Source organism: Aquimarina agarilytica ZC1 (assembly GCF_000255455.1).
Classification (GTDB): domain Bacteria; phylum Bacteroidota; class Bacteroidia; order Flavobacteriales; family Flavobacteriaceae; genus Aquimarina; species Aquimarina agarilytica.
Genome location: NZ_JH621310.1, coordinates 1 through 7,352, shown reverse-complemented (window position 1 = coordinate 7,352; position 7,352 = coordinate 1). Strand labels below are relative to the sequence as shown.

General features: G+C 32.3%; 5 protein-coding genes and 1 pseudogene. All 6 read right to left on the bottom strand.

What is annotated here, in order from left to right; genetic code table 11:
* Window positions 1-74 precede the first annotated feature (74 nt).
* The 6 genes and pseudogenes from KQA_RS0217870 to KQA_RS0217845 all read right to left on the bottom strand — a co-directional run bounded on the left by KQA_RS0217870 (window position 75) and on the right by KQA_RS0217845 (window position 7,121).
* Window positions 75-2,072 carry a choice-of-anchor Q domain-containing protein gene (locus tag KQA_RS0217870; RefSeq protein WP_010182995.1) on the bottom strand — a complete coding sequence of 666 codons (1,998 nt, stop codon included), beginning with the start codon at window positions 2,070-2,072 and terminating at the stop codon, window positions 75-77.
* 428 nt (window positions 2,073-2,500) lie between these two features.
* Window positions 2,501-2,865 (bottom strand): annotated as a pseudogene (gene tnpA, locus KQA_RS19285) (IS200/IS605 family transposase).
* Window positions 2,866-3,256: 391 nt separating this feature from the next.
* Window positions 3,257-3,757 carry a peptide-methionine (S)-S-oxide reductase MsrA gene (gene msrA, locus KQA_RS0217860; protein WP_010182993.1) on the bottom strand — a complete coding sequence of 167 codons (501 nt, stop codon included), beginning with the start codon at window positions 3,755-3,757 and terminating at the stop codon, window positions 3,257-3,259.
* A gap of 101 nt (window positions 3,758-3,858) precedes the next feature.
* Window positions 3,859-4,098, bottom strand: a complete 240-nt coding sequence (locus tag KQA_RS0217855; protein ID WP_232285927.1) for a peptide methionine sulfoxide reductase — start codon at window positions 4,096-4,098, stop codon at window positions 3,859-3,861.
* A gap of 51 nt (window positions 4,099-4,149) precedes the next feature.
* Window positions 4,150-5,718, bottom strand: coding sequence for a protein adenylyltransferase SelO (locus KQA_RS0217850; protein ID WP_010182991.1), 1,569 nt, complete (start codon window positions 5,716-5,718; stop codon window positions 4,150-4,152).
* A gap of 455 nt (window positions 5,719-6,173) precedes the next feature.
* The gene (locus KQA_RS0217845; protein WP_010182990.1) at window positions 6,174-7,121 is read right to left on the bottom strand and encodes an ROK family protein; all 948 of its coding nucleotides are present in this window, start codon (window positions 7,119-7,121) and stop codon (window positions 6,174-6,176) included.
* Window positions 7,122-7,352 lie beyond the last annotated feature (231 nt).

Sequence of the window (7,352 nt, the reverse complement as noted above, 5' to 3'; positions counted from 1 at the left end):
ATTCTCTGAATGCGCCTTTTTAATATTAAAAGTTTTATTTGGGTTATACTATCATCTTTAAAAATTTATACTAATTAATTAATAATAAGCTTTAATGATCGATTATTTACGGTAATAAAATAAATACCAATAGCTAATTCACTAACCTCAATAGCTCCATTATTTATTGTTTTTGTAGCTACAAAAGCTCCATTGATGTCATAAATACTTACCGTGTCCTTATTTTTTACTCCATCTATAAATACCAAATTATTTGAATCGGTAGGATTAGGGTATAAAGAATAGGTTATGTTTTTCTCTGATAAAGATTTTTGACCCGATGCAGTGGTTTCTCCCCAATTAAAAGTTTCCCAATCTCGAGCAGTATCTGCAATGGCAGCAAGTTCTTTTGTTGCTAAGTTTAATCTGGCTTGAACATATTTATTATTAAATGCTTTTAATGCTACTTTCCCGTTTCCTTTACTTTCCCATGTAAATGTTTCCCAACCTAATTTATTATTGGTTGAAGCTAGCATTTTACCATTATCATTAATACGGGCTTGTACATATTTGTTATTGGCCAATGCCTTAAGATGCACTTTTCCATTACCTGCATTTTCTACTCTAAATTTTTCCCACTGACCTAAACGATTTCTATTTGCTTTAAGAGGTGCATCTGTTAAATTTCTCTCTGCAACAACATATCCTGCTTTACCTTGATTCGCCTTTAACCATATAATTTTTCCGAAAGGGATATTATTGGAACCTGGGTTAGGTGTTGGAGTTGGAGGAGGCGTATTTCCTCCAAATTCGAAAGCTCCAATATCTACGGCTCCATTCCTAGAATTACCATCAAAATCAGTATTCGGAGCATTCTGTGTCGTCCCTTTATTTATGGCAGGTGAACCCGCTCTTAACCTAAAATTAGCTTGGTTGGCATTTACAAATAAAGGATTAGGCCCTACAAGGTTATTGGATGTAACACTTTGCCCGGCTTTAAGATTTAGATTACCACTTTTGTTTTGATAAAGAATATTGTTTCTTAAAACAATACCAGTAGCTCTAGGAAAATTTAATAGTATACCAAAACGATTGTTATTATAACAAGTATTATTAACGGCTCTTACATCTCGTATAATACCATTCCCGGCAGGGTGATCAAAAAACATAAGACCATCTTCTGTATTGTTATAAAAAAGATTATTGTAAATATCAACATCAAAAATATCTCCTTTACCTTCAGTCATTAATGCCATTCCTTGGCCTTTACAATCTCTTACACGATTATTGAAAACCTTAATTTTTTTAGCAAATGGTTTTGCGAAATTCAGAATACCCGCGGCATCAATATAAATACCTCTTCGTGTCAAACCATGTAAATAATTAAAAGAAATCGTTCCGTTTTGTACTCCTAATTTTACATCAATTCCCTCTCCCCCATTCACTGGGTTACCTCCATTAAAAATTTCATTGTTAGAAATTTGAAATCCATTAACTCCATTAGATAAAGTGATACATTCATTAAATCCTCCATTACAGGCTTTTTCAACCTTATTGTTTAGAATTTTTAAATTTCTAATATTATTAAAGTTACCCGGGTTAGACCTCCAAGGAACACCCCAAGCTGAAATTCCGGATCCAAATGTGTTAAATGTATGGTTATTTCTAATGGTGATGTCCGATGCAGGACCTTCAACATAAATCCCTTCTGGGGGACCGTTTTGAGCTAAGATATTTTGAACTCGTAAACCAGAGATTTCTATATGGCTACTCTGTAAGAGACGTAAAGAAGTTCCTTCAATAATAGCACGAAGTTCATCACCTGGAAAAGCCTTAAAAATAATTCGATTTCCATTAGTACCACTACGTCTAATTTGAATTTTATCTCGGTAAATCCCTCTTTTAATAAGCACTACATCACCAGGATTCACAAGATTAGCTGCTTTTTGAATTGTTTTGAAAGGCCTATTTTCTGTTCCTGGATTACCATCTGAGCCGTTGGTAGCAACATAATAATTTTTTGCAGAAAGCATTTGCACTGCAATTAGCATAAGTACAAGACTTATTAATTTACGTAAAAAATTTGATTTCATTTCGATTAGTTGTTAAGGTTAATATGAAATTTATTTTAAATTAAAATAAAAACAATAGAGCATTAGATAGTTCTTATTTTAAGAAGGACTGTTAAGTCATGGATGATAAATTTATGATTAATAAATGTAGGTAATATTAGTTATCGCAAATAAATTGGGGGATTTATTTGAACTATAACGTTGTAGTATTTTAAATATTATAAATATGTTATTTTAATCAAAAATAGTAAGTTTTATTTAAAAAAACACCCAATTACTGGTGTTATTGTTTTATTAGAAATTTAAAGTTGATTTAAAACTTTTTTTTGGTCTAAATAAGAAATTGAATTTAGTTAAATAAAATGTGTTCAAAAAGTATGTTTAATAGAAACCAAACCTCTGCACTCAAGTGCAGAGGTTTGGTTTACTAGGGACTAAAGTCCCTTAACTTATTCTAATATGAAATTAGAATTATCATTACTATCATGACGATAATGTTCTAAATATTTATTTACCATTTCTTCTGTTATATTACCCGTACTCCATAACCTGTTGCCCAAAAATGGTTTCCCCATTAACCTTCTTTTAATTATGGGAATTCTTGCTGTAACTTCCTTGATGTATTTCCTTTTAAACGCTTTACCAGTTGACTTAAGCTAACTTTCGGAGGGTATTCGATATGAAGATGAATGTGGTCTGAACTTACTACTCCTTTTAATATGATCACGTTTTCTGATTCACATATTTGAATGATTAAATCTCTACTTCTTGACTTTATGTCACCTTTTAATACCTGATAACGATATTTTGTAATCCAAACTAGATGACACGTTAATCAACTTACGCTATGAGAGCCTTTTCTATACTTAGATTCCATATCACTAAAATATAGATTTTTATAATACTAAAGTGGCTGCACTAAAGTGCAGGGTTTTCATCCGATTTTGAGACCAATTAAACATCTATAAAAATCAAGGAGATTATAGTAGCGAGAACCAGATTTGAATTCGTGATCTCCGAGTTATAAATCTAAGGCCATTACTAATAAAACATTCAAATAACATATTTAAAATAATACATCAATGTGTTTTACATCAGATTGTTGCTTCAGCAGTTTATTCCATTAAGTCTACTAATTCAAAATCTATAGTATTTTCTTTTAAATAGGCTTTAGCTCTTCGAAGTATCGCAGTCTATTTTGCTTTTTATTCTGAAATAAAACTTTCTTCGAATCGTAAAAAATGACAGGTATAACCATTAGGCTGTTTTACCAAATAGTCTTGGTGACTTTCTTCTGCTTTCCAGAATGTAGAAAATAGTTCTAAAGTAGTTACTACATCACCGTTCCATTTACCCGAAGCATTAACTAATGAAATCATATCAATTGCAATAGATTTTTCTTCTTCATTTTGATAAAAAATTGCCGATCGATAACTAGAACCTCTATCATTTCCTTGTTGATCAACTGTTGTTGGATTATGAATTCTAAAAAAGAAATCTAAAATTTCTTTAAATGATGTTTCATTTGGGTTATAAGTTAATTCGATACTCTCAGCATGTCCTGGGTGATTCTGATAAGTTGGATTTTCATTTATTCCGCCCTGATAACCGACTTCTGTATCTTCAATTCCAGGTCTTGACCTAAATAAATCTTCCATACCCCAAAAACAGCCTCCTGCAATATATGCCTTCTTAAAATCTTTCATAGTATATGTTTTAATACGAGTTATTTAATTTATTTGCAATGCAAAATTAAGCAGAGATACTTCTTTTTCATTTATATATTCATCCTCTTTACTGTGCTATTTTACTCAGATGTAATGAGCTTTACATTGTTTAAAAAATGGATTACTTTTTTTTCTGGCATTTCGCATGGCTTAAGTAATTCTTTGGTTTTGGTAACATAATAGTTAAGACTTACAAAATCAGTTCCTCCTAATTCTTCTGCATAGAACTTTATAGATTTCCCTTTATTGAATGTTGTTTTTGTTAATCCATACCGCTTAGCATTATAAATCCCTTCAGAATACCCTTCTTTAAAACTCATTAAAATAATTAGCAACATGAATTAATCTTAAAAAATTATAGCACTATACTATTATGAACTACAAGAAAGCATAGAACAACCCACTTTATGCCGCGCCCATTCTGGACGTTTGGCAAACCATTTTAATGCATTTGGCTGTTCGTCATAAGGCTTTTTAAGAAGTTCAAAAAGTTCGTCTAATACCGTATAATCTCCATCATCTGCCGCATTTATTGCTAACTGTGCCATATAATTACGTAATACGTATTTCGGGTTAACCGTATTCATCGTTATTTTTCTTTCTTTGTCTGTCCATACCTCCATTGACAAACGCTTTCCGTAATCATTAAACCATTTAATCCAGTTTTCTTTTATGGTACCAGATACTTCTTTATGGTTATAAAAAGCATCTTCAACTATGTTAAACCAATCGTGGAATTGCTCTTTTTTGAGATCTGCTAAATTCCTAAAAAAAATAGTCATATCTGTTTCTGTGAGTTGCAACACTTTTTCTAAATCTTCCACCAACTTCTCATCATTATCAATTTTAGTATTTAGACCAAGCTTATTCCTCATCATTTCTAAATGAGCCACTTTTACATTAATACGATATTCTTCTAAAATTTCCTCTAGTGATGCAGCTTCCTCAATTAATCCATAAAGTGCCCTTGCCAATTGTAATAGATTCCACAATACAATTTGTGGTTGGGTACCATAGCGGTATCTTTTATGACTACTATCTGTGGTATTCGGTGTCCAATTATGGTCGTAACCTTCTAACCATCCATAAGGACCATAATCTATAGTAAGACCTAGAATAGACATATTATCGGTATTCATGACCCCATGAACAAAACCTACTCGTTGCCAATGGATAACCATTTCCATACTTTTCTTTGCTACTTCTCGCAGGAAATCTAGATATACCGCTTTGGATGGCGTTCCTAAATAAGAAAAATGATTATTTATGGTATAATCTACTAATGTTTTCAATGTTGCGTTATCACCTCTCGATGCAAAAATTTCGTAATTACCAAAACGAAGAAATGATGGTGCAACTCTCGATACAATAGCTCCTTTCTCATAAGCAGAGTTCCCATTATACATAACATCTCTTAACACCTTGCTACCAGATAAGGCAATTGATAAAGCCCTAGTAGTTGGCACACCTAAATAATACATTGCTTCACTACATAAATACTCCCGAATAGAAGATCGTAATACTGCTAAACCATCTGCCGTGCGCGAATAAGGAGTTTCTCCTGCTCCCTTTAATTGTAAAGCCCATATTTTATTATTATGTGCTATCTCGGTAAGGTTAATGGCTCTTCCATCTCCTAACTGTCCTGCCCAATTACCAAATTGGTGTCCTCCATAACACATTGCATAAGGTTTTGTATTAGGCAATACTACTTTACCTGAAACTACATAAAGAAACTCTGTACGTTGTCCATCTTCTTCTTTAAGACCTAAATTCCTCAACATTGCTGTTGAAACATGAAGTAAAGAAGGGTTTTTCGGTAATTTGGGATTTACATATGAAAAACAAGCTCCCTCTACTTGTCTTCGGCTATTATCTAAAACTTTATCTGCCGGAAGTTCTTTAGTAAATCGATCAATACTATTTACGTTCAATTTCATGCTCATCCTTTATCTCCTAATTAGTATTCAATTCTTAAACTTTATTTATCACTGCGTTGTGCTACAATTCTAATATAAGAACATATTTATAATTTGTTTTGTGACAACTGCCAGCTCAATATAATTTTATTTGTGGAATTGTATCCATTATTCAATCTCCTTTCCTTCCATTTAAAGTACCACTGATTCTGAATTTATACTATATCTTAATCCTCTTAGTTCTGGTCCATCTGGAAAAAAAGGGACGAACATAAAAAATAAAATCCCCTTGAAAAATCAAGGGGATTTTATTGTAGCGAGAACGAGATTTGAACTCGTGACCTCCGGGTTATGAATAGGATTATATTAATAAATTCATAATGAAAATCAATATTTTACATAATTTAATTCAACGGTTTTAAGTGCATTTTATAGCTAAAAGGTACTTCAAAAAGGTACTTTTTAAAAGTTTTCAATCACTCATTCCAAATCAAAGCTGCAGCTCCTAAAATGGCAGGGTTTTTATCAATGAGCGGAGAAATTAAAAGCTTCACTTTTCCTCTGTAAACTTCTAATAAATTTTGTTCTAAATATTTCTTAGTTGGTTCCAATAGTAGATCAGAACTTTTAGTCAAACCTCCTGCCATAAAGATGGCTTTTGGTTGAGTAAAAGCCACGAAATTTGATAATGCAGAACCTAAAATTTCAGCCGTATATTCAAATACTTGTTGTGCAATAAAATCACCTTTTCTAGCTTCATCTGATATAATTTCGCCTGTGAGGTCGTTATAAGAAATTGCTCTAAGAGGGCTATCGTTCATATAGTGACAAAGCATGTGAGATACTGTTCTTCTTAAGCCAGTGACCGAAACATAAGCTTCTAACCCTCCCTTAATATTTAAACCAGTAAGTCTTCCGTCTCCAATGGTCATGTCTATATGACCTAACTCTCCAGCAAAACCATCAAAACCATCAACGAGCTGACCATTACAAAATACTCCTCCACCGAAGCCTGTCCCTAGAGTGACACTAATGAAATCATCCATTTCTTTTGCTCCACCAAATAACTTTTCTCCCAAAGCAGCTGCACTTGCATCATTCATTAATTTAATTGGTACATTAAAATATTTTTCTAGTGATTTCACAATAGGTAAAGAACCTTTCCAATTTAGGTTAGCTGCATTTTCAATAGTTCCTCTTTTGCTTGATGCATTAGGTGCTCCTATACCTATTCCAATAACATCATAAATTTCATCTTTCTCAATTAAAGTATTTCCTTCTTGAGTTAATTGATCTATATATCTATCGAAATCTTTGTGATCTTTTGTAGAGAAGCTTTTTTCCTTATGAATTCTACCCTCATCACAAACTAGCCCAAGTTTGGTTCTTGTTCCTCCAATATCTATACCTAATACTACTTTCATTGTTATTTTTTATTTGAATATTATTTTAAATTAAAAGTACTTAAAGGGCCCAAATTTTCAATTAATCTTTTTATAAGCTTGGTTCCTCAAAAGTAACATCTCCTATTTGCTTTACACCATCATTAATTTCTATGGTTGTACGTCCTATAAAATCAAATCGTTAATCTTTCTTAGTAAATAATCCTCGGGGCAAGCCCACGAGGCATTAAAATAATTTTAGCTGATTATCTT

Bases quoted from the DNA above. Each gene is read 5' to 3' on its own strand.
- KQA_RS0217870 (WP_010182995.1), bottom strand. From the start codon at position 2,072: ATGAAATCAAATTTTTTACGTAAATTAATAAGTCTTGTACTTATGCTA.
- msrA (WP_010182993.1), bottom strand. From the start codon at position 3,757: ATGAAAGATTTTAAGAAGGCATATATTGCAGGAGGCTGTTTTTGGGGT.
- KQA_RS0217855 (WP_232285927.1), bottom strand. From the start codon at position 4,098: ATGAGTTTTAAAGAAGGGTATTCTGAAGGGATTTATAATGCTAAGCGG.
- KQA_RS0217850 (WP_010182991.1), bottom strand. From the start codon at position 5,718: ATGAAATTGAACGTAAATAGTATTGATCGATTTACTAAAGAACTTCCG.
- KQA_RS0217845 (WP_010182990.1), bottom strand. From the start codon at position 7,121: ATGAAAGTAGTATTAGGTATAGATATTGGAGGAACAAGAACCAAACTT.